Raw genomic sequence first — 22,485 nt, forward strand, 5'->3', positions numbered from 1 at the left:
AATGGTAAAGACGGTAAAGACGGTCTTTCTATTAAAGGCGCTCAAGGTCCAGCCGGTGTGGACGGTAAAGACGGTGAAAACAAAACTCGCCTTGTTTATCAACCAGCCACCGAAGGTGCTGAACCAGAAACGGTAGCGACGCTTAACGACGGTCTTAAATTTGCCGGTGATGACGGTCAAGTCATCGCTAAGAAACTTAACGAGCAATTAGACATCGTTGGTGGTGCAGAAGGCAACTTAACTGATGGCAATATCGGTGTGAACGCTGACGAAAACGGTCGTTTGAATGTTCAATTAGCGGACAATATCCAACTGACCGACAAGGGTTCCCTCAGCATTGGTCAAGAAGGTCCTAAACTTTCTAGTCATGGCTTGAACTTAGGTGAAAACGGTATTGTGGCCTTCGGTGACCACGGTCCAACCCTTAGCCAAGGTGGTTTTGATATGGGTAATACCCGCATCACTCACTTGGCGCCAGCCGAAGAAGGTTCAGATGCTGTTAACCTTGATCAATTGAAACAAGCCGCGGCGGCTTCAGCCACTGAAGTTAAAGCCGGTACTAACATCGTTTCTGTCGATGCCTCACAAGCTGAAGATGGTCACGCCATCTACACGGTGAATGCTAAAGGTACTAAGGTCACTTCACTTGATAAGGATAACCTAACCGTTACACCAGTTGAAGAAGATGGCAACATCACTAACTTCCAAATCGACATCAACAGAAACTTAGATGATATTGATAGCATCCAAGTGGGCGAAAGAGGTAAAGACGGCAAAGACGGCGTTGACGGCACGATCGGTGTCAATGGTAAAGACGGCTCTGCTGTGGTCTTAAACGGTAAGGACGGTTCTATCGGCCTGAATGGTAAAGACGGTGAAAACGGCATCACCATTAAGGGTGAAGAAGGTCCAGCCGGCGTAGACGGTAAGATCGGTGATCGTAGCTCACGCATCGTGTACTATGCGTGGGATGATGAAGAGCCAGAAGTTGTGGCTACGCTTCATGACGGCCTTAATTTTGCCGGTGATGATGGCAAGATCATTGCTAAACCATTGAATGACAAATTAGACATTCTTGGTGGTGCTGATCTGAACAAACTCAGTGATAATAACATCGGTATCGTCGCTGACGAGGGTGGTCATCTCAACGTGAAATTGGCTGACAACATCCAATTGAGCGATAACGGTTCATTGCAAATCGGTACAAATGGTCCACGCATCGACAATGCTGGTATTGATATGGGCGACAAAGGCACCCTTAAATTTGGTGACCAAGGCCCTAGCATTAGCCAAGGTGGTATCAACATGGGCAACACGAAGATCACAGGTCTGGCCGCAGGTGAAGATCCAACCGATGCGGTGAATGTGAGCCAATTGAATGCCTCTACCGCTGCCGCTAAGACTGAAGTCAAAGCCGGTGCTAATGTGACGGTTGACACCAGCAAAGGAGCAAATGGCCAAGACGTCTACACTGTCAATGCTAAGAGCGCAAGCGTTAGTACAGGATCAGACAAGCTTGTAGTCACTAGCAGCACAGAAGGCTTGAATACCGACTACCAAGTTGACCTTAGCGATGAAGCAAAACAAGGCATCGACAAGGCTAACAATGCAGGTATTAACTTTGCAGGCAATGAAGGTGAAACCGGTCCTATTAAACTAGGTGATACGGTCAACCTTAAAGGTACCGATGGTAATATCACGGCCAAAGGTGAAGCGGGTCAAATTGGTTTATCACTAAATGACCAAGTCACTATCGGTGGTTCTGATGAAGCTAATCATCCAGTGACCGTTGACGGTAAAGAAGGCGCAATCACTGGCCTTACCAACACCGAATGGACACCTGCCGATCGCTTCGATGACGGTTATGATCTTACCCAAGCGGCAACTCAAGGTCAGTTAAACGACTTGTACGAAGTCACCAAAAATGTCGAGCCTAAAGGTTGGCATATGACGTATGGTGCTGAAGGTACCGGTGTTTACCGTGGTGCTACGGATGATGTGTTGAATGTCGCTCCAGACGCTAACGTCACGCTGAAAGCGGGTGACAATATGGTGATTAGCCACAATGGCCAAGAAGTCACCTATTCACTCAACAAAAACATCACTGTGGATAGCGTCAGCATTAGCGATAACGGCCCTAGCATGTCTGCCGCCGGTATCAATGCTGGCAACCAACAAGTGACCAATGTCGCTAGTGGCTTAGTGGATCCTAGTGGTAATGCCGTCAGCGTCTTTGATGCTACCGGTGACACCCTCAATAACGCTGTCAATGTGGGTGACTTACAAGGTGCCATGAATGGCGTGAATACCGCCATCACTAGCGTGGCCAGTGGTGTGAATTCAAATGCCAATGCCATCCGTAGCTTGCAAGGCGAGATGGACCGCAACGATCGTAAATTGCGCGCAGGTGTAGCAAGTGCGATTGCTGCTGCTCATATTCCTCAAGCTTACTTGCCAGGTAAGAGCACAGTCGGTTTAGGTACAGGTACTTACCGTGGTGAAAGCGGTTTTGCTATCGGTGCTTCAACGATTAGTGAAAATGGTAAGTGGATCATCAAAGCGAGCACAAGCAGTAATACTCGTGGCGATATCTCTGGTGGTGCAGGCGTTTCGTACCAGTTCTAAGAAAAACGCATCAGCGTTAACTTAGAGTGACCAAAGGGCTTAGGAATTTACCTAAGCCCTTTTTAATATCTGTTATATTTATAGGTAAATTTTGTAGGACAAAAGTCTTATATCAATAAAACTGACCCTTTTGGGTCGACTACATGACTACAACATCAAAAAGGAGATAACATGTCTGGAACCTATCTTGCATATCGTGTCGAGCGCTTCGGCCAACCCGTAAAACAAGCCGAAGAACCGCTCAAAAAAGCTGAAGGTAAGGAGATCGTCCTCAAGACGACACGCTGCGGTGTATGTCACTCGGATTTACATTTGTATGATGGCTACTACGACCTCGGTCAAGACCGTAAATTAAGCTTTGAAAAACGTGGTTTGACGCCGCCCCTAGTGCTAGGCCATGAAATCGTTGCCGAAGTCATAGATGCAGGTCCTGATGCTGACCTAAGCCACATCGAAAAAGGTAAAAGCTATATTGTCTATCCGTGGATTGGTTGCGGTGAGTGTGCCGTTTGCCAAGACGATCGTGAGAACCTTTGTGCCAAAGGCCGTAATCTTGGCGTTGCCAAACACGGGGGTTACGGTGAGGTAGTGCGTGTCCCAGATAGCAAATATTTATTAGATTTTGGGGAGATGAATCCGAGTGAAGCGGCTATCTTAGCCTGCTCTGGCCTCACCGCCTTTGCGGCACTCAAACAAACCCCCCAATATAAAGAACTACCGTTGGTGATTATCGGCCAAGGTGGTGTGGGTACCTCAGCCTTATTGATTGCCAAAGCCTTAGGCTTTAAAAACATCGTGACCGTCGATATTAGCGATGAAAAATTAGCGACCTCCAAAAAATTAGGCGCCACACAAACTGTCAACTCCAAAAACGAAGGAGCCCTAGAGACACTCAAAGGCCTTGAAGGCGGTGTGTACCAAGTGTTGGACTTTGTGGGATCTGGTCAAACGGCGCAATTAGGCACAGGTATTTTGAGTAAAGGGGGCACGTATATTATTGTGGGTTTATTTGGTGGTGATTTGGATCTTATCCTACCGCTGACGGCCCTAGAGAGCCGCATTATTCGTGGTAGCTTTGTGGGTAATCTCAATGAGTTACGGGAATTAGTCGAGCTTGCTAAGGACGGCAAGATTGGCGATATCCCAACCCAGGATATTCCTGCCTCCGAAGACAATGTCAATCAAGCACTCGAACGCTTGCGTCAAGGCACCGCCGACAAACGTCAGGTCTTGGTCTACAACTAAGCCACGACCGCGTTTACTTTAGCCTAGCATGCCTATGTTTTACTAGGCAGTAATACAACACTAAAAAGGTCTGCGTGATATCCTCGCAGACCTTTTTGTATGAGCAGCTATAGCAAACGCTTGACTGCCGTATAGAGTGAGCGAATAAGGAGATAGCCCCCAAGTCACTCAGTCACTAGTCACATAAGCGTTGTGAGAGGCGACGCAAAAAGTCATCACAAAGCTGTAACTGCTCGATAGACACAAATTCATCGGGTTTATGGGCTTGTTGAATAGAGCCAGGACCACACACAATGGTCGGCACGCCTATTTCTTGGAATTGACCCGCTTCGGTACCATAGGCGACTTTGGTGGTGTCCTTGTCGTTGAGCAGACCACGAGCGAGTTGCGTAATCGCGGCTTTTTCGGCGGCATCCAAGAACGGCGCACCGCCAAGTTTTTCGAGGACGATTTGCGCTTCTGGGTATTCTTGGCGCATATCGGGCAATAATTCATTGTCGATAAACTGCTCGATCTTACTCTGAATCTCTGATACAGGGGCGACTGGCAGATTACGGAATTCGTATTGGAAGCTGCAGGCCTCTGGGATGATGTTAGAGGCAATGCCACCGTCGATTAAATTGGTGGTCATACTGGTAAAAGGCACATCAAAGAACTTATCAAACGGCCCTTTGGCTTTGAATTGATCAGCCATTTGACGAATAAAGCAAATCAAGCGTGCCGCGTACTCAATTGCATTACAACCATGCGGGGTCAGAGACGAATGAGCGGCATGGCCATGCACATCGCAACGATATAAATTAATGCCTTTGTGGGCGACTACGACTTTCATGCTGCTAGGTTCACCCACGACACAGCCATCAAAGTGTAATTGGCGGTTTTGAAGCTCTTTGAGCATCACGGGCGCCCCCATACAACCGACTTCTTCGTCATACGAAAAAGCAAAATGCAGTGGTTTGTGACGTTTGTGAGCCAGAAATTCTGGCACTAAGCTCAGTGCGGTGGCCAGATAACCTTTCATGTCGCAGGTACCACGGCCGTATAATAAGCCATCTTTTTCGGTTAAAACAAAGGGATCACTATGCCAATCTTGATTATCGACAGGCACCACATCCGTATGACCAGACAAAATCACACCACCTTCAGTATGGCCATCGTGTGCGGGAAGTGTGGCAAATAAATTGGCCTTATTGCCTTCGGGATTCTTACTGAGCCAGTGCTTAATACCAAAACTATCGAGATAGTTTTGAACCTCGGCAATTAACGCCAAATTAGAATTACGACTGGTGGTATCAAAGCCAACCAGTTTTTTTAACCATTCACGTTGTGACACGTTAGCGGACATAAAACACTCCAAACAAATCAAAAAGAACAATAAAACCTAATGTTAAAGTATATTCCTAAATAGTAAGAACACAATCACAAAACAGGAAAAACATGAGTAACGAGCCCAAAAGTAAGAAAAAGATCATCAAAAATGTGGCAGCTGCCATTGTTGGCAATGCTCTGGAGTGGTATGACTTTTTGATTTTCGCGTTTATGACCCCTTTTATTGCGCATTTATTTTTCCCGGTGCAAGAGGGCAATCCTGATCAGGTCAATCTGACGGGGATTCTCTATACCACCGCTATTTTTGGTGTGGGCTTTTTTATGCGACCGATTGGGGGCTTAGTCTTGGGCTGGTACGCTGATCAAAAAGGGCGTAAAGCGGCTCTGGTGTTAATTACCGCTATGATGGCTTTGGCCTTGGCGCTGATCTGTTTTGCGCCCACCTATGAAAAGGCGGGGATCTTAGCGCCCTTAATGATTTTGGTGGCACGCTTAGTCCAGGGCTTTTCTGCAGGGGGCGTGTATGGTACGGCGACCTCGATTTTGATTGAGATGGCCCCCAAAGGCAAAAAAAGTTTTTACGGCTCCTGGCAAATGACCGGTCAGATGCTGGGGTTGATGTTTGGTGCCTTAGCGGGGATTCTGACGAGTTACGCCTTTACGGAAGAACAAATCAATGATTGGGCTTGGCGTATTCCGTTTTTCTTGGGTTTAGTGATTATTCCACTAGTGCTCTATATTCGTAAGCACTTGGACGAAACTGACGCTTTCCTAGAGATCCAAGCGCAGGAACAACAGCAACTTGAGGCGCACGTGCAAGCCCATCAACCGTTGGCAGAAGCACAACAGGAGTCTCACCTTGACAAGATTAAGGCAGTGGCACAGTATTGGCGCGAGTTGCTCAAAGGGGTAGGTATTATCGCGGCGCTCACGGTGACGATTTACATTACCTTCACGTATTTAGTGACCTACACCACACAGATTTTGCATATTGAGTTACGCTCTGCTTTTGTGGTGCAAATGCTTAGTGCCGTGATTGTGGTGATTTGTACGCCTTTGTTTGGTTTATTGGCGGATCGTTATAAACGCCGTACTGTGCTCTTAAGTGGCATGTTGCTCTTTTTAGTGTTGAATTTGCCGCTTTACTATTGGCTCACCCAAGCACCGTCTGCTTGGCGTCTGATGGCCGTGCAAGTCGTGGCCAGTGTATGTGCCTCGATGATTTTCTCGGTCAGTAGTACCGTGACGGCGGTATTATTCCCGACCAAGGTGCGAACCTTTGCTTTATCGATTTTCTATAATTTTGCGGTACTCACCATTGGTGGTTTTGCGCAGTTTATTGTCACTTGGCTGATTCAGGCGACGGGTTCGAGCATGGCACCGGCTTATTATGTCAGCTTCGGTTTGCTTTTAGGTGCCATCGCGGCTTACTTCCTGGGGCCACAAGCTGAGCGTGATGATTACGACGAGCATACGGCCTAGCATGGGAGCCGTCGTCAGGCTGGTCGTCAAGCGCACACTATAACCAGTCGTCAGCGGCGCAGCGCGTTAGCCTTATCACTTGCGCTCGCATAGACGTTTAACTCATAAAAAACGCTAGGCTGTATAGCTAACAGCCTAGCGTTTTTGTGATGACTTTAGTAAGTTAAAAGTCTCGATAAGCCCGTCTTAGTCGTGACTTTGGATGTGTTGGATGACCTCAAAAATGCCTGACAGGTCTTTGATCACAAAGTCAGCACCATAAGAGCGGTATTTCGCTTCGACCTTTTGGCTTAGGTCTTGGCGTTCTTGCTCGCTGAGTTGCTCGAATTCTTCGGCGGACAAGCCCGCTTCAGAGCTGCCCTCAATAATACCCACAGTCCAAACGCCTGCATTCACACCTTCTTCGATGTCAGACTTGGTGTCACCGACTTTAATGGTGTTTTTGACAGACGTAATGCCTAATTTTTGCATGGCGGCAAAAATCATATACGGATAAGGGCGACCGTAGTTATCGACGTCATCGGCACAAAACATGCAGTCGGGCTCATAACCTTTTTCTTTGGCATTAGGAGAAACTACTTCCATCATTTTGGCGGTGTAGCCAGTGGTCGAGCCGATTTTGATGCCGTCTTCACGTAATTGTTTGACCGTTTCGAGCACGAGAGGTTTAGGCTCTGTGTAATCGGCAAGACTCACAAATAACTGCTCTTGGAAATCGTTATAAATTGTGTCTACATCGTCTTGCGTAAAAGCGCGACCTTTGGCCTCTTTGAAGGCATCACTAATTCGCGGCATCTTGAGCATGGTTTCGACGTGATCGCGCTTAGTCATGCCCATCGGTTCACGCGTTTCGGCAATGGTGACTTCTAGGCCAGATTTTTTAAAGGCTTGAACAAAGGCTTGTACGGGTGCCATGCAGCCAAAATCGACGGTAGTCCCCGCCCAATCAAAAATTACGGCTTCAATATTATTTGGCATCTTGGAGTTCCTTAATATAACTAGCAATGTGATGAGTGACGTTGCGTACGTCTTCTTCGTAGATTTCACCGATATTACCCAAGCGGAATGTATCGGCGTCGGTGAGTTTGCCTGGATAGATCACAAAGCCACGCGCTTTGATGTATTCGTACATGTCTTTGAAGTTAAATGGCACGTGATCCGGGAACATAAAGGTGGTGATGAATGGGGATTGGAGCGATTCATCAATATAAGCACGGATACCGCATTTGGCGAGTTCCTGACGCATGAGTTGATTGTTGTGTTTATAGCGTTGGTAGCGAGCCTCAATACCGCCTTCATCATGAAGTTCTTGAATGGCTTGGGCAAAGGCCAAGACCACATGCGTAGGTGAGGTAAAACGCCATTTATTATCTTTTTCGAGTTCTTGCCATTGATCGTATAAATCAAGTGATAAGGTCGTAGCTTGGCCCTTGCTGGCTTCAAGTAAATCGCGTTTGGCAATAATAAAAGAAAAGCCTGGGACGCCTTGAATGCATTTGTTCGCGCTACTGATTAAGCAGTCGATATGCCAGTCTTGCACGGCCATCGGAATACCCCCAAAACTGCTCATCGCATCGACGATAAAGGTCTTATTGTATTCGTGCGTCAGCTTACCAATGGCTTCGACATCATTGAGCATGCCGGTAGTGGTTTCGGAGTGCACGACGATCACATGGGTGATGGCGTCGTCTTGGTCGAGGTATTCGCGAACCTTATCAAGATCAAAGGTATTTTTGTAATCCTCACCGTATTCGACGTAATCACGCTTAGCGTATTTGAGCATGGTCACAATACGTTTACCATAGACGCCATTATGCAATACCAAGGCCTTGCTGTCTGGATTGATCAAACTCGACACGGCCGACTCTACACCAAAAGTACCCGAGCCTTGCATCAGCACACTACTGTACTGGTTAGCGTCACATTGCGCCAGCGCCAGCAATTGCTCTCGAATCCAGCGCGTGATCGACTTGTAGTCGTCGTCCCAAGTGCAGTGATCGACCTGCATCTTGGCTTTAACGCTACTGGTGGTGGTTAAAGGACCTGGGGTGAGAAGTTTATATTGTTTCATGCTTCTAAAGTAAACGTAGTTGTGAAAAAAGTGATGACTGTATTAATTAGTGATCACGGTTATGGAAAAACTTTTTGTGTTTTTCGAGTAATTCGATGCTCAAAGGCTCTGGGAAGGTTTTAGGGTAAGCTGATTTATTAGCCGCATCTGTGGTTTCGCCTTCATAAAGGGCGATTGGATAGCTTTTGATCAACTCAGCACGGCCTTCTTTGATAATCGCTTGGGCCATTTCCATCGCTTTAGGATTGGTTTTTTCGCCTTTATCGACGACAGTGACGGCTTCGACGAGAGAGAAGTTACCTTCGGTAGGGTCAACAAAGTCAATCGGACCACCACGTTGTTTCTCGGCGACGGCTTGTTGACGTAAACCAAAGCCAACAGGCACTTCGCCAGCTAATAATTGCTTCATCGGGGCAGAACCAGATTGCTCAACATGGCTGCCGGCATTATCGATGATTTTGTTGATGACGGCTTTGCCTTCATCGCCATCACCATAGGCGTCGACAATGGCTTGTACCATTAACCATGCGGTGGAAGAACCATTGGGATCAACAATAGATAGATTGTCTTTATATTCAGGTTTCGTCAAGTCTTTAAAGCTGGTCGGACGCTCGAGTTTTTGGGCTTCAAGTTCTTGCGTATTCAAGAGAATCGTACCTTCTTGAACCGTGGTAGGTGCCATATAGTCAGGGAATTCTTTAGTCGTCTTGACGTCAAAATCCAATTTTTTGAACATTTGGTTTTTGGCTTGTGCAGACTCTAGATAATAAGAACTCATGGTGAGCATATCGGCTTCAATGTTTTTGCCTTCAGTGAGTAATTTTCCGCCAAGCTCAGACGTACCAAAGCTTTGTAGGATGTATTGACCTTGATAGCCCGCTTTGTCCAACGCATGGGTAAAAGCGTCAGTCGCTTCTTTATCAGCATTCGTATAAAAAACGACTTTTTTGTCTTGAGCGTCGTCACCAGAGTCACCGCAAGCGACTAAGCCGCAAACCAGAAGCGCTGAAAAGCATTTTTTTAAAAGACTAGACATAATGTTCCTTTAGAGAAGGGTTAACTTTGTTTGATGATGGATTGTGCCAGCACAGGGACTTTTTTGGTACGTCGCGGACTGGCACTGCGACGCTTGAGATAAAAACGTAAACCAAAGATCACGGCCAACGCGGCCAAATTGGTCAGCAGAATCATGAGAGACACGATGAAGATTTCATTAAAGCGAGCATAATGCTCGAGTTCCTTGACCTTACTGGTCAAGACCATGGTTTGCGCGCCGGCAATAAAGATCACGGCACTGACGGTCACCATGGCATTAATGAAGTAATAGCTAAAGATCTCTAATAGCGTCAAAAAGCTATTGGGTAGCACCACTTTAAAGATCGATTTAATCCAGCTATCGCCTAATAAGCCTGCCGTTAATTCCCAACCATTATTGAGCTTGGAGAGGGCATTTTTGGCCATAAGATAAGGGGTAGCGAAATAGTGCACCACGTTACAAATCACGATAATGGCTAAAGTATTGGCAATGCTAGTACCCGAAAACAGCATGAGATAAGCAATACCTAAGACCATGCCTGGAGTGGTATTACTAATCATCGCCAAGCCATCTGAAGCGATCTTGGCGTTGCGCCACAGTTGAGTGCGCTCGGCAATGAGGGCGAGGGTATAGCTAACAATCGTACCCACCAGGGCGGTGAGCAAGGCCACAATAATAGAGTTTTGGTAAACCTGTAATAAATTGGTAGAGGCCAACACGCTTTGCAGCATGCTGATAGAAGGGGTGAGATTGTACGGCCATTGTTGTACAAAGGGTGCCACCAAAATAACGGCAAATACGCTACTGACTGCCAAGATAATAAAGCCTGATAAGGTGCCCAAGCAGTAGTCGCTGACACGGTTACGAGGTAGATCAATAGGCTGGGTTTGATTCGGTTTGATGCGATATTTGGCCAATTTACTGAGCAAAATCACACTAATAATAGAAGGGATTAACATGCAGATAGCGACCACGGCACCACGACCAAAAGAAGGCGAAGAGCCGAGCAGCTCGTTATACAGTTGTGTAGCAATCACTTCGTAGCGGCCACCAATCGAGGCAGGAATACCATAATCCGTGAATGACAAAAAGAAACATTGGATAAAGGCCATCGCCAAGGTTTCGATCAAGGGTACGACCACACTGGTTTTGAAGGTGCGCCATTGATTATCGCCCATGAGTTTAGAAACTAATGAGGTTTTTTTGTCGAGATAAAAAAAGGTATTGTTTAACAATAAGAAGGCGATAGGCAGTGTATAAATGGTGTAACCCATCCACAAGCCCTTGAAACCGTACAAATTGTCAATCAGTTGCACGCCAAAGAGTTGCGTGAGCAGACCTTTTTTACCGAAGGTGTAAATAATCGCAAAACCATAGGTAATGGTGGGCAACAGCATCGGAAATTGCGCCATGATACCCAGGAACTTTTTGTAGCCGTTGGGTAATTGTGACCAATGAATGGTATAGGCGAGGATAAAGGCCAAGACCGTTGCCGTCAGCGAACTAATAGCAGCGACGGTTAAGCTATTAAGAAAGGCCGTATGAAAACGGCCGCTACCTAAAATTTGTTGGTAATAGGTCAGAGAAAATTGACCATTGTCTAACCAGGAGTTGGCGATCAGTTGCCCAATGGGCACTATCAAAAATAAACCGAGTGTTACACCAATGAATAGCCAGACATATTTGGAGACGTGCGGATTAGGCTGCATTTTTGAGACCGAAGAGATTTAAGATGTTGTGACGCTTGATGGTGAGCTGGTTGAGAATAAAATCAGTCACAAACGGCGAAGCTGGGTGGTTAATGATCTCTGATGCATGTGCATATTGCACCACTTTACCTTGATTGAGCAGCAAGACCTTGTCAGATAAGGTCATGGCTTCTTCGGGATCATGCGTGACGATCAACGTGGTGAGTTGGAAACGATCAACAATCGCCTTAATACGTTGTTTGATGGATTCTTTGATAATGCCGTCGAGTGCACTTAAAGGCTCGTCAAGCAGCAAGACTTTGGGTTTCATGACTAGTGTGCGTGCTAGCGCTACACGTTGCTTTTGGCCACCAGAGAGTTGATCGATACGTTTGTTAAGATGCTCTTGCAGATTAAGTAACTCGATCAGTTCATCAATCTCTTGGCGAGTGCTGATATTGGGTTTGTTTTTGACCCCATACATGATATTGCCAAGCGCCGTCAGATTTGGAAAGAGGGCGTAGTCTTGGAACACAATATTAAAGCCGCGCTCGACCATGGGCTTACGAGTGATGTCTTCGTTATTGAAAATAATCTTGCCTTGATCTGCTTGCACTAATCCCAACACGATATTGAGCAATGTCGTCTTACCGCAACCAGAAGGGCCGAGGATGGAAACAATTTCGCCGTTATTGATATCCAGAGAGATATCGTCGAGTACATAGCGATTGTTGTAGGACTTTTGCAGATGTTGGAGAGATAGCATTTATAAACCTATAATAATGATAATGGGTTTTAAAAGCTGCATTATAAGTAGTCAATATGACACTAGTATGACATGACTTTTTTTAATAATTCAGACAGTTAGCACTTGCCACACCGAGGTTTTGCGAAGCACCATCATGTGTTAGTTTTCCGCTTTATTCATGTTGTGCATAATGCTATAACTTAATCCTTGCCGAAAATCAGTTAAAATTACAGGTTACAAATTTTTACAAGGATGCTGCTTTGATACGCTTAAAAGCCATTAACAAGATCTACAAAACTAAAGGGCGACCGCAGCACCATGCCTTAATCGATATTGACCTACATGTCCCTAAGGGCAGCATATATGGCATTATCGGTCGCTCTGGAGCCGGTAAGAGCTCATTGATTCGGCTCCTAAACCTGCTCGAAAAACCAAGTTCTGGCACGATTACCCTAGACGGCCAAGACATTACGCATTTACGAGGCGGCGCGCTACGCTCGTTACGGCAACGCATTGGCATGGTGTTTCAGCACTTTAATCTGCTCAACTCACGCACCGTCATGCAAAATGTCTGCTTTCCTTTGCGTCTCAAAAATATCCCCAAAGCCGAGCGTCAGCAAAAAGCTCTGCAATTATTAGAGCTTGTCGGCCTCAAAGAACATGCTGACAAGTATCCCCGCCAATTATCTGGGGGTCAAAAACAGCGCGTAGGGATTGCTCGTGCCTTGGCCAATGACCCTGAAGTCCTCTTGTGTGATGAAGCCACCAGTGCTCTGGATCCCGAAACTACACAAGCGATTCTCAATCTTTTGTTGGATATTAATCAACGACTGAATTTGACCATCGTTTTGATTACGCACGGTATGGATGTGATTCGTGCAATTTGTGATGAGGTAGCGGTTATTGAACAGGGTAGGATTATTGAGCAAGGCAAGGTGATTGATGTCTTCTTGCATCCACAACACGCCACTACTCAATCTTTATTACTAGAGTCCAGTGCTTTGGACGGTGAGGCTTGGCGATCTTATCAAACCTCCTCAGCGGCTAAATATTTACGTCTCAGCTATCAGGGCGATACCACGGCTGAGCCTTTGATTAGTCGACTCTCTAAGGACTTAGATGTCGATATCAGTATCTTGCAAGGCACGGTCAGTAAGCTCAAAGACATTGCTTACGGTCAGTTAATTATTGCGGTCAACGCCGATCAGCAACAATACAAAAATATCCAGCGTTATTTTGAGGCACATGATGTGATGTGCGAGGAGTTAAGCGCATGAATTGGTCAATCATAGATTGGGATTTAATTATAGAAGCCACGATCGATACCTTACTCATGACGGGGTGGTCTTTATTGTTCACGGTGATTATCGGTTTGCCATTGGGCGTGTATTTATTTCTCTGTAGTCCTGGACAACTACTAGAAAACAAAGCGATCTATCAAGTGCTCTCGATCATCGTCAATATTCTACGCTCCGTACCTTTTATTATTTTGTTAATCGTGATGATCCCGGTCACCCGCGTTTTAGTCGGCAGCACCTTGGGTGTCTCTGGCGCGATTCCATCGTTAGTTGTGGGGACAGCGCCGTTTTTTGCGCGTCTCATAGAAACCGTATTGCGCGAGCTCGATCCCGGTATTTCGGAAGCTTGTCGCGCTATGGGCGCCAACTCACGCCAAACGATTCTTTGGGCTTTACTGCCCGAAGCCAAGCCCGGTATTGTCAGTGCAGTGATCGTGACGGCGATTGCCTTGATTGGTTATTCTGCAATGTCAGGTGTGATTGGTGGCGGTGGTCTGGGTGATGTGGCGATTCGCTTTGGTTATCAACGCTATCAAACTGAAGTGATGATAGTCACGGTACTGGTACTCGTGGTGATGGTACAAATTATCCAAAGTATTGGTGATGCTTTAGTATCTTGGCTACGACGTTAGTGACGGCACAGAGATTCGATTTTATATTACTTTATGCTCTGTAATGGAGAAATTTAATTACTAATAGTTATTTAAGTAGAAAAATAGGTAGTTAAATTTATAGCATTATATAAACTTAGGTCTTTAGCACCTTAGCACTCAGGAGAAATTAATGAAACTAAAAACCATTAGTGCTGTACTCACAGCGTTGAGCTTGTCATTTGCAAGCGCTGCCATGGCAAATGAGACATTATCAGTGGCCACTAATCCTATCCCACACGGCGAAATCCTAGCGCATGTTAAACCTGCCCTAGAGAAAGAAGGCATTGATCTTAAGATTCGTGAGTTTACTGATTACATTCAGCCTAATGTGCAATTAGCCGAAAAACAATTCGATGCTAATTTCATTCAGCACCAACCTTATATGGATACGTTCAATAAAGAGCGTGGTACGCATATTGTGAGCGTCGGCGCCGTGCATATTGAGCCGTTTGCCGCCTACTCCAAAAAAATCAAAGACATCAAGGACCTCAAAGACGGCGCTACCATTGCTGTACCGAATGATCCATCCAATGGTGCCCGTGCCTTATTGCTCCTAGAAAAAAACGGTCTTATTAAACTCAAAGATCCATCAAACACGCTAGCGACGGCCGCAGATGTCACCGAGAATCCCAAAAAACTCAAATTCAAAGAGCTCGATGGCGCCATGTTACCACGCGTCTTAGACGATGTGGATCTTGCCTTAATTAACACAAATTACGCGCTAGAAGCTGGCTTGAATCCAGTCCAAGACGCCTTGTTAATCGAGGATAAAGATTCTCCTTATGCCAATTTATTGGCCGTCAACAAAGGTAATGAAAACGATCCTAAGGTTCAAAAATTACTTAAAGCTTTACAATCAGAAGATGTCAAAAAATTCATCAGCGATAAATACAAAGGCGCTATAGTGCCTGCCTTTTAATTAAGGCTGGTTTACAATACTAAACGGCGATAGTGGCTAAGCTACTATCGCCGTTTGTGCTAATCACTACTTGTCTTGCTACGGATCATGAAATCATTCACTCTCAAAACCGCTTCTATTTTGGCTTTGTGCGCCAGCTGTTCTTTGCTGGCACCGGTATATGCGGCAGACCAGGCCGACTCCAAATACGATCATAAGGTGCTTACCGTGGCGGCCTCGCCAATCCCTGCGGCCGAAATCTTAGGGTTTATGAAGCCGCAACTCGAACAAGCGGGCATTGATCTCCACATCAAGGAATACAATAACCTTTTGCAGCCAAATCAAGCGGTGGCGCAAGGCAATTCCGATATTAATTGCTCGCAGAATCTGCAACAATTACAAGCCTTCAATGGCCAACGCCATGTGCAGTTACAAGCTATTGGCTATGTGTATGATATGCCGATGGCGGCCTATTCTAAGCATGTTAAGAGTTTGCAAGATCTCAGACAAAATGCCATGGTCGTGATTCCAAATGATATGGTCAGCACGAGTCGCGCCTTGTATTTACTACAAAACGCCGGCATGATTAAATTGCGTCAAAACAGTGGCCGCTATGCAGTGATCAAAGACGTAGTCGAGAACCCTAAAGGTTTGGTATTTCGACCGATAGCTTCACGCATGTTGCCCAATAGCTTGCAGCAAGCCGATGTCGCCGTGATGGATAGTGGTTCTGCCATGCAAGGCTATATGAATCCTAATCAAGACGCGATTTTTGTCGAAGACGAACAAACACCTTACCCTATCTTATGCGCTACCATGCCCGGCAAAGTTCATAAAGACATTATTCAACGTTTTATGCAGGCTTGGCATAGTGACGCCACTAAAGATTTCATCCAACAAAAATATCATGGAAGTGTGATTCCGCTGCCCGCTGACTATCAACCACAGCCCGTGGTCAGTAATCACGCGCGCTCGCATCAGCAAATCGCCCAAGTCGCCGCTCAATCGCAAGGCCAAGAGACAGCATCCAGCACCACGGTGGATCACTTCAGTAATTCACCAAACGCACAAAAATTGATTCTGCAATCTGACGCCTTGTTTGGCTTTGATAAGGCACAGCTAACCAGCGCGGGACAGCGTCGCTTGCAAGAAATCGTCCAACAATTGCAAGGCATTCAAAGCCTTAAACACATCGACCTCACTGGTTATTCGGATCCTATTGGTGATAGCCATTACAATCTTCAACTTTCCCAACAACGGGCTCAAGCCGTTAAGGACTATCTCGTGGCACAAGGCATTACGGCTGATTTGATTGCCGTCACTGGCAAAGGCGCGAGCCAGCCTTTGGCACAATGTGATCACAAGAGTGGTGAAGCCCTTAAAGCTTGCCTGGCACCTGACCGTCGCGTCGAAATAGAAGTGAACGCGCGCGAGACGGCAAGTACCCCCATGCAATAACCCTGCTACAGGGATGGCCAGAGGCTGTAGGGACAGATACAGCCTCTACGCGCAAAAAACCGCCCCCACATGGTGCTGTGGGAGGCGGTTTTTTTTGTGCTGGGAAGCTGCCCAGAACCGCACAAGCGCCGTGCTAAAGCGGTGGCCGAGCTCGAAATTAATATGAATAAAGTGTTAATTCTTCAAGCTTAAAGTATTTTTGGGCTTCTCAGAGTCAGAGAAATAAAAAACCCTATTAATCAAGTGGTTATACGGCTTATTTAAGGATGGGACATAAAAATAAGGGTTCAAATACTGAAATTTGAACCCTTATTTGTGGTTTTTTAGTATGAGAAAACCTAAATTAGTGCTTATATTTGATTGATGTTAAGGTATTTTAAGTTTGAAATGTTATGCTAGTAACTGAATAACTTATTACTGTTTACAGATTATCTGTGTGTATTTTGTTATTCATATCAATGTTATGTTTTTTTGCTCACCACATTTTGTGGTGGGTCTTTTTTTGCTTATCGTCCCTTACCCTCAAGAGGCAAGATCCCAAAAGCAATAATTGTATAGTTATTTACAAACTTAAATTCATTAACTATCAATCAAATAAATAAGCAACCTAGGGTTTATCCCTAACAAAGAAAATTATTTTACTCTTATTGTTTATCGGAATTTGTAACTTAGTGTAATTTAAAGGAAATTTTAAATTATTTGCTTATAAATTTGATTGAAGATGGATAAGTTAGTCTATCTTTGATATCCCCCGTCATACGGGGGATATGAGAGGATGAGGGCTTGTTGTGAGCACACTATATGAAGTGCTCAAAAAGACTGTTGTTAAATCGCAACAAAAATAAATAGTTCATCGCTTTGTAACATTATTGCGGGCTGTCACTACTGACTTGTCCGTGAATCATCAACGTAAAAATTAAGGTGCCGCCAATAATATTACCGAGAGCGGTGGGCAATAAGAACCGCAAGAAATAATCGCCAAGGCCCGCTATATCGTGTAAAACCGCATAGGCCATTTCTGCAGAACCTACAATCACGTGACTAAAACTGCCCAGAGCCATCAAGTAAGTCACGAAAAAGATAATGCCCAAGCGGTGCTTCATATTGGCCATAATCCAGACCAAGGCAGAAATCAAAATCCCAGCTGGAATCCCCTTGATAATATTGCTCATCGCATCTTGACTCGCCACATGCTCTGCGACTTTAAGCATGGCAGCATCGACCGCTGGCTCGAATAGGTCAGGCGTGTTTAAGAAAAGCGCCGCGATAGTGGTGCCGATAATATTGCTAATGAAGACCACGAGCCAGAGACGTGCCACTAGATAGAGCTTGTGTGCAGTAAAGGGCTGAAATAGGGGAATGACGGTAGTGATGGTGTTTTCTGTGAAAAGTTGTAGATGACCCAAGATAATAATGATGAAACCGACCGTATACCCCATACTGGTAATCAGTGCGCTCCAGGGTTCATCTGGCAGGGCAGCAGTCAGAACGGCTGTGAACAAAAAAGAAAAACTGATAAATAAGCCGGCACTTATCCCTGAGAAAATCAGCGCACTGACGGGGCGGCAGAGCTCTTTGAGACCGTCTTTTTTGATGCTATTGTAAATTTCGCTGGGGCTAAGTTTGGAGGATTTTTGGCTGTCCTCGGCTGACGATGAAGAGGTTTGGCTGTTTTTAAACATAAGATGGGCTTTATAAAATTAAGAAGGTGTGTTTATAAATATATACACACTTAGAATTCAAAGGCGAGGATGTAGATCAAATAAAGCCCAACTGGCTTAGCCAGCTACACCGAGTTTATAAAGATATTGCACTAATATAATCAGGATATAAATAGGCACCGCGAGTAATGCCATACAAGCCATACCCGAGGCCTTGAAGCGACTATTAGGGTTTTCCATAGGGTTTTATCCTTTGGTATATGACTAGTTGCAGTGTAGGACGTTTGTGTGAAGGATTAATGACAGCAGCAAAAATGCAACAATGGTATTAATTGACGGGGGGATGATTGTTTGTTTGTGCAAGCGAGTGCTCAGGCAGTGAGGTAGTGATGGTCATATCGCACTAATTGGCGGTAGGGAGCTAAGAAAGTTAATGCCGTTTTAGCAAAATAACAACAATACAGAGGTTGAGCACGAGAGTGAGACATTAGAAGTCCTAGCCGCGGGCGCGATAGCGATATAATGGGGTAAAAACTCGTTACAGGAGTGAAAGATGCTTATTCTATATAGTAGCTTGTGTGGGTTGTTTGATTTTTTACCAAAGTTTGGAACCGTACAAGGGGTATGGTTCTATTACTTTTTAGGATGTGCGCTTGTCGCTTATATAGCGTATTGTTTAGATAAAAATCCTATTAAATGGTTTTTTATAAGCGTAATGATTACGCCTATAATTGGTTATCTTGCTTTGGCTTGGATTTATCAAATTACGGATTTTCTAGTAAAACGTAAATTAAAGAAACAGGATGAATTATGAAAAAATAGCCCCGTATTCACGGGGTTTTTTATTGGGTGCTTACTTAAGACTAGCAATACCAGCTCTGAGTCGCCGATTGTGTAGTTAGGATAGAGAGTACGGCGACTAAATCTAGCTTAGTGAATTCTATGTAATTTCGCGTAATCCCTCGTAATCCCGCGTAATGGGATAGATGGCTGGTGCCGATGAAAGGAGTCGAACCTTCGACCTTCGCATTACGAATGCGCTGCTCTACCAACTGAGCTACATCGGCATTAAATAGCAAACGTCTATTGTAGCAAAAAACTGTTTTTTTGCACGTAAGAATTGAGCGTTTTTTATTTAGATCGATATTTCTGAAAAAAAAGGCTCTGAGAGTGAGCGCTAAGCACTCACTTCACAAAGCCTTAACCCCTTAACCCATAACACCTCTCAGCACACCTTGGTGCTGGGACATATTTAGGTATTTGCTGACGTTAGCCTTGCTTGTACTTGTCTTCGATTTTTTGACCTATCGTTGGATCAACGTTTTTCCAGTACTCGAAGACTCGCTCTAATACAGGGCTTTTGACGCCGTCTTTGAGAGCGCCAACCACGGTATCTACAAAGCGTTCACGTTGAGCATCATCCCAGACGTCAAGCATCATGGTGCGAGCTTGGCCGACATCATCATCGTCGGAACGCAAGGTATAAGCCGCACGGACCAACTCACCATCACTTTCCCAAGTGGCTTCAGTTGGACCTTCCTCATCAGCATAAGGACGTCCTTGAGAGTTAGCCGCATAAGTGGCTGCCTTACCACTGTGATGGTAATTCATGGCGCCATCAAAAGAATAGTAATTAGTTTTGGTTTTAGGTTGGTTGACAGGTAATTGTTCAAAATTAGGGCCTAAACGATAGCGATGGGCGTCATTGTAGGCAAAACTACGACCTAACAGCATTTTGTCGGGGGACAAACCAATCCCTGGCACCACATTGCTAGGAGAGAAACCGGCTTGATCAATTTGAGCAAAATGGTTTTCTGGGTTGCGATTGAGGGTCATTTTGCCAACTTTGATCAAAGGATAGTCGCCGTGTGGCCAGACCTTGGTGAGATCGAAGGGGTTGAAACGATAGTTTTTGGCTTCCTCAAAAGGCATGATTTGGACATAGAGTGTCCAGCTTGGGAAATCACCTTTTTCGATACTTTCGAAGAGGTCACGACGGTGATAGTCCGCGTCTTCACCAGCGGTTTTAGTGGCCTCTTCATTGGTCAAACAGGCGATGCCTTGGTCGGTTTTGAAATGATATTTGACCCAGAAACGCTCGTTTTGAGCATTAATCCACATAAACGTATGTGAACCGTAACCATTCATGTGACGCCAAGATTTAGGAATACCTCGATCGCCCATTAGCCAGGTGACTTGATGCGTTGATTCAGGATTAAGCGTCCACCAGTCCCATTGCATATGTTGACTGCGTAGACTTGAGTCGGGGGTGCGTTTTTGGCTGCGAATAAAGTGTGGAAACTTCATTGGGTCACGCATAAAAAAGACGGGGGTGTTGTTACCGACCAAGTCGTAATTACCTTCTTCAGTATAAAAACGGAGTGCAAACCCGCGGGGATCGCGCCAGGTATCTGGACTGCCTAATTCGCCTGCCACCGTCGAAAAGCGGGCCAGCATTTCGGTCTTACAGCCTTTTTGGAAAAGAGCGGCTTTGGTGTATTTAGACACGTCCTCGGTCGTTTCAAACACACCAAACGCGCCGGAACCCTTAGCGTGGGGTTTGCGTTCTGGAATGTTTTCGCGATTAAAATTAGCGAGGGTGCTGATTAAATGTGAATCATGCAGTACCAATGGACCGTCTGGACCAATCGAAATAGAGCGACGTTCGCTAGCACAGGGTGCGCCGTTGAGCATCGTAGATTTCGGGTCTTTGGTGTCATTGTTTTGGCTCATTACAAACTCCTTTTTGTGTTTGTACACTGTCATTGCATCAATAACAGCCGTGCCTAGGATAGGCACTTACGCCTTCATCATACTCCTTGTGTTTTGACATTAAAATTAAAACCTCGATAGCGATGAGCTAGATCAAGAGCCATCCATAAACAGCTGAATTTTTGATATTAGGGTTGAAACCATTGGATAGTTTGGCGCAGCTTGACGACCTCACCAATGATGATCAAGGTCGGTCTTTGTGCCTGCTGCGCCAGTTGTGGCAGGGTCTGCAAAGTGCCCACTGTCACGTGCTGCTTGGCCATGGTACCGTGACTGACCAAGGCGACGGGTGTATCGGCGTCGCGCCCGTGAGCGATGAGTTCTTTAGAGAGAATCTCGCTTTTAAGCGTGCCCATATAAATGACTAAGGTTTGTTGGCTGCGAGCCAAGCACTTCCAGCTAACTTGGGCATGATCGCCTTTGAGATGACCCGTGATAAATTGCACGGTTTGGGCATAATCACGATGCGTGAGCGGGATACCCGCATACGCTGTAGCGCCTAGTGCCGCCGTCACGCCAGGCACAATCCTAAAATTAATTCCATGCGCCACTAGGGTTTCGCATTCTTCACCACCGCGCCCAAAGACGAAGGGATCGCCGCCTTTGAGGCGCACGACATTCAGCCCTTGTTGTGCATATTGCACTAATAATTGATTGATTTCTTCTTGTTTACTCAAATGTGCGCCTGCCCGTTTGCCAACATTAATGCGTTTAGCATCACGGCGCACCAATTCCAGAATCTCTGGACTAATCAGCGCGTCATGGAGCACGACGTCGGCTTTTTGCATCGCTTGCAAAGCATTGAGAGTGAGCAAGCCGGGATCGCCGGGACCTGCGCCTACTAAAGTGACTAAGCCTGATTCGCGATGGTCTGGATGGTCTAGACGCTGAGCTAACAGTGCTTGAGCCTTATCTGCTTGACCACTGCTGGCGAGTGTCGTAAATGAGCTGGCAAACAATTGCTCCCAAAACAGTCGCCGTTGCTGCTCATCGGGGAGTTGTTGTTTGACCTTGTCACGCCATTGCTGCGCAATACAGGCCGCCTGACCCAATTGCGCAGGTAAGGTCGTCTCTAGTTGTTGGCGAAGTTGTTTAGCGAGCACCGGTGCGCTGCCGGCACTCGAAATCGCGATCTGTAAGGGGTCGCGGTCAACAATAGAAGGCATGATATAACTACAGAGCGCTTTATCATCGACCGTGTTACAGAACTTGGCGTGCCGCTCAGCACAGGCGTATACCTGCTGATTCAGGCTACGATCGTTGGATGCCGCAATCACCAAAAAAACGGGAAGCAATTGTGACTCTTCGAATTGCTCGCCCAAATAATGGACGCGCTGCTGCTCAACCCACGTTTGTATTTGTGGATTGAGTTTTTGGGCAACGATATAGACTTGCGCTTGCGCTTTGAGGAGGGCGGTGATTTTGCGTTCTGCGACTGTACCTGCACCCACAACTAATACTTTGCGATGGTTAAGATCGGCAAAGAGGGGAAAATAACTCATTGTTAGAATAATAATGCTG

The 22,485-nt window shown here is 45.8% G+C and carries 18 protein-coding genes and 1 tRNA gene; 8 read left to right on the forward strand and 11 right to left on the reverse strand.

Features of this window, described 5'->3' with window-relative positions; genetic code table 11:
• Both Q335_RS09085 and Q335_RS0103355 read left to right on the forward strand, forming a co-directional pair.
• Nucleotides 1-2,625: YadA-like family protein (locus Q335_RS09085; RefSeq protein ID WP_038369343.1), on the forward strand; the 2,625-nt coding region annotated here is incomplete at its 5' end.
• Nucleotides 2,626-2,796: 171 nt separating this feature from the next.
• Nucleotides 2,797-3,870 carry an alcohol dehydrogenase gene (locus Q335_RS0103355; protein ID WP_028357424.1) on the forward strand — a complete coding sequence of 358 codons (1,074 nt, stop codon included), beginning with the start codon at nucleotides 2,797-2,799 and terminating at the stop codon, nucleotides 3,868-3,870.
• A gap of 175 nt (nucleotides 3,871-4,045) precedes the next feature.
• Here Q335_RS0103355 and argE read toward each other — a convergent pair whose 3' ends face one another.
• The gene (gene argE, locus Q335_RS0103360) at nucleotides 4,046-5,203 is read right to left on the reverse strand and encodes an acetylornithine deacetylase (protein ID WP_028357425.1); all 1,158 of its coding nucleotides are present in this window, start codon (nucleotides 5,201-5,203) and stop codon (nucleotides 4,046-4,048) included.
• 104 nt (nucleotides 5,204-5,307) lie between these two features.
• Here argE and Q335_RS0103365 point away from each other — a divergent pair, with 104 nt between their 5' ends.
• Nucleotides 5,308-6,681, forward strand: coding sequence for an MFS transporter (locus tag Q335_RS0103365; protein ID WP_038369345.1), 1,374 nt, complete (start codon nucleotides 5,308-5,310; stop codon nucleotides 6,679-6,681).
• Between the two features lie 186 nt (nucleotides 6,682-6,867).
• Here Q335_RS0103365 and phnX read toward each other — a convergent pair whose 3' ends face one another.
• The 5 genes from phnX to Q335_RS0103390 are packed head-to-tail and all read right to left on the reverse strand — an operon-like array spanning nucleotide 6,868 to nucleotide 12,242.
• A complete protein-coding gene (gene phnX / locus Q335_RS0103370) occupies nucleotides 6,868-7,659 on the reverse strand; it encodes a phosphonoacetaldehyde hydrolase (RefSeq protein WP_038369347.1) in 792 nt (263 codons plus the stop codon).
• Entirely contained in the window at nucleotides 7,649-8,752 is a 1,104-nt protein-coding gene (locus Q335_RS0103375; protein ID WP_028357428.1) for a 2-aminoethylphosphonate--pyruvate transaminase, read from the reverse strand. Before Q335_RS0103375 ends, phnX begins: the two co-directional genes overlap by 11 nt.
• A 46-nt stretch (nucleotides 8,753-8,798) precedes the next feature.
• The gene (locus Q335_RS0103380) at nucleotides 8,799-9,788 is read right to left on the reverse strand and encodes an extracellular solute-binding protein (RefSeq protein ID WP_028357429.1); all 990 of its coding nucleotides are present in this window, start codon (nucleotides 9,786-9,788) and stop codon (nucleotides 8,799-8,801) included.
• Nucleotides 9,789-9,808: 20 nt separating this feature from the next.
• A complete protein-coding gene (locus Q335_RS0103385; RefSeq protein ID WP_028357430.1) occupies nucleotides 9,809-11,497 on the reverse strand; it encodes an ABC transporter permease subunit in 1,689 nt (562 codons plus the stop codon).
• Nucleotides 11,487-12,242 (reverse strand): ABC transporter ATP-binding protein, encoded by a 756-nt coding sequence (locus tag Q335_RS0103390; protein WP_028357431.1) that lies wholly within the window; start codon nucleotides 12,240-12,242, stop codon nucleotides 11,487-11,489. The genes Q335_RS0103385 and Q335_RS0103390 overlap by 11 nt, the downstream gene beginning before the upstream one ends.
• Before the next feature lie 242 nt (nucleotides 12,243-12,484).
• Between Q335_RS0103390 and Q335_RS09090 the strand changes: the two genes are divergently transcribed.
• From Q335_RS09090 to Q335_RS10000, 4 genes are all read left to right on the forward strand, one after another.
• Nucleotides 12,485-13,501: a methionine ABC transporter ATP-binding protein gene (locus tag Q335_RS09090; protein ID WP_038369349.1), complete on the forward strand. Its 1,017-nt coding sequence runs from the start codon at nucleotides 12,485-12,487 to the stop codon at nucleotides 13,499-13,501.
• The gene (locus Q335_RS0103400; RefSeq protein WP_028357432.1) at nucleotides 13,498-14,154 is read left to right on the forward strand and encodes a methionine ABC transporter permease; all 657 of its coding nucleotides are present in this window, start codon (nucleotides 13,498-13,500) and stop codon (nucleotides 14,152-14,154) included. Before Q335_RS09090 ends, Q335_RS0103400 begins: the two co-directional genes overlap by 4 nt.
• Nucleotides 14,155-14,305: 151 nt before the next feature.
• A complete protein-coding gene (locus Q335_RS0103405) occupies nucleotides 14,306-15,094 on the forward strand; it encodes a MetQ/NlpA family ABC transporter substrate-binding protein (protein WP_028357433.1) in 789 nt (262 codons plus the stop codon).
• An 87-nt stretch (nucleotides 15,095-15,181) separates the two neighbouring features.
• Entirely contained in the window at nucleotides 15,182-16,531 is a 1,350-nt protein-coding gene (locus tag Q335_RS10000; protein ID WP_051532273.1) for a MetQ/NlpA family ABC transporter substrate-binding protein, read from the forward strand.
• An 866-nt stretch (nucleotides 16,532-17,397) separates the two neighbouring features.
• Here the strand turns inward: Q335_RS10000 and Q335_RS0103420 are convergent.
• Nucleotides 17,398-18,213, reverse strand: a complete 816-nt coding sequence (locus Q335_RS0103420; protein WP_028357434.1) for a formate/nitrite transporter family protein — start codon at nucleotides 18,211-18,213, stop codon at nucleotides 17,398-17,400.
• 96 nt (nucleotides 18,214-18,309) lie between these two features.
• Entirely contained in the window at nucleotides 18,310-18,432 is a 123-nt protein-coding gene (locus Q335_RS10400; RefSeq protein ID WP_281172885.1) for a hypothetical protein, read from the reverse strand.
• 313 nt (nucleotides 18,433-18,745) lie between these two features.
• Between Q335_RS10400 and Q335_RS0103430 the strand changes: the two genes are divergently transcribed.
• The gene (locus Q335_RS0103430) at nucleotides 18,746-19,006 is read left to right on the forward strand and encodes a hypothetical protein (protein ID WP_028357435.1); all 261 of its coding nucleotides are present in this window, start codon (nucleotides 18,746-18,748) and stop codon (nucleotides 19,004-19,006) included.
• 177 nt (nucleotides 19,007-19,183) lie between these two features.
• Here Q335_RS0103430 and Q335_RS0103435 read toward each other — a convergent pair.
• From Q335_RS0103435 to cysG, 3 genes are all read right to left on the reverse strand, one after another.
• Nucleotides 19,184-19,259 (reverse strand) — tRNA-Thr (locus Q335_RS0103435).
• 202 nt (nucleotides 19,260-19,461) lie between these two features.
• A complete protein-coding gene (locus tag Q335_RS0103440) occupies nucleotides 19,462-20,925 on the reverse strand; it encodes a catalase (protein WP_028357436.1) in 1,464 nt (487 codons plus the stop codon).
• 167 nt (nucleotides 20,926-21,092) lie between these two features.
• Nucleotides 21,093-22,466 (reverse strand): siroheme synthase CysG, encoded by a 1,374-nt coding sequence (cysG, locus tag Q335_RS0103445; RefSeq protein WP_028357437.1) that lies wholly within the window; start codon nucleotides 22,464-22,466, stop codon nucleotides 21,093-21,095.
• Nucleotides 22,467-22,485: the final 19 nt, after the last annotated feature.

Origin of the sequence: Brackiella oedipodis DSM 13743, from assembly GCF_000621025.1 — a bacterium.
Classification (GTDB): Bacteria; Pseudomonadota; Gammaproteobacteria; order Burkholderiales; family Burkholderiaceae_B; genus Oligella; species Oligella oedipodis.